A 325-nucleotide genomic window follows, 5' to 3' on the forward strand; every position below is an offset into this window, starting at 1 on the left:
GCTGCTTGCACTCTCCTCCGTTGTCACAGGTTTGATCGCTGCAGACAGAGATTTTTCTGGAGTAATAGAAATACACGTCGTACTCGAAGCTTTTCACGTCACACTTGAAATGCTCCATGGATTCTGGGACTGCAGCAAATGGATTGTAACTGGCGTGTATCGCTTTAAAGTACTCTGTAACAGGAACACCATCGACTTCTGCAGAGCAGTGCTTTTTTTCATTGATCACATTACAAAAGGACAAACTAAACGGTTTTGGCTTGTAGCATTCCCCCACCTCAGAGATTACTTCTGCTTTATGGGTCTCCTCTGCTTTCTGAATGTA

The 325-nt window shown here is 44.0% G+C and carries 1 protein-coding gene; it reads right to left on the reverse strand.

Annotation, left to right across the window (positions count from 1 at the left end):
• A partial coding sequence (locus H4O21_RS25635) for a hypothetical protein (protein ID WP_220495907.1) occupies nucleotides 1-325 on the reverse strand: 325 nt, incomplete at both ends.

Origin of the sequence: Oceanospirillum sediminis (assembly GCF_014164585.1) — a bacterium.
In the GTDB taxonomy this organism is placed as follows: Bacteria; Pseudomonadota; Gammaproteobacteria; order Pseudomonadales; family Halomonadaceae; genus Oceanospirillum; species Oceanospirillum sediminis.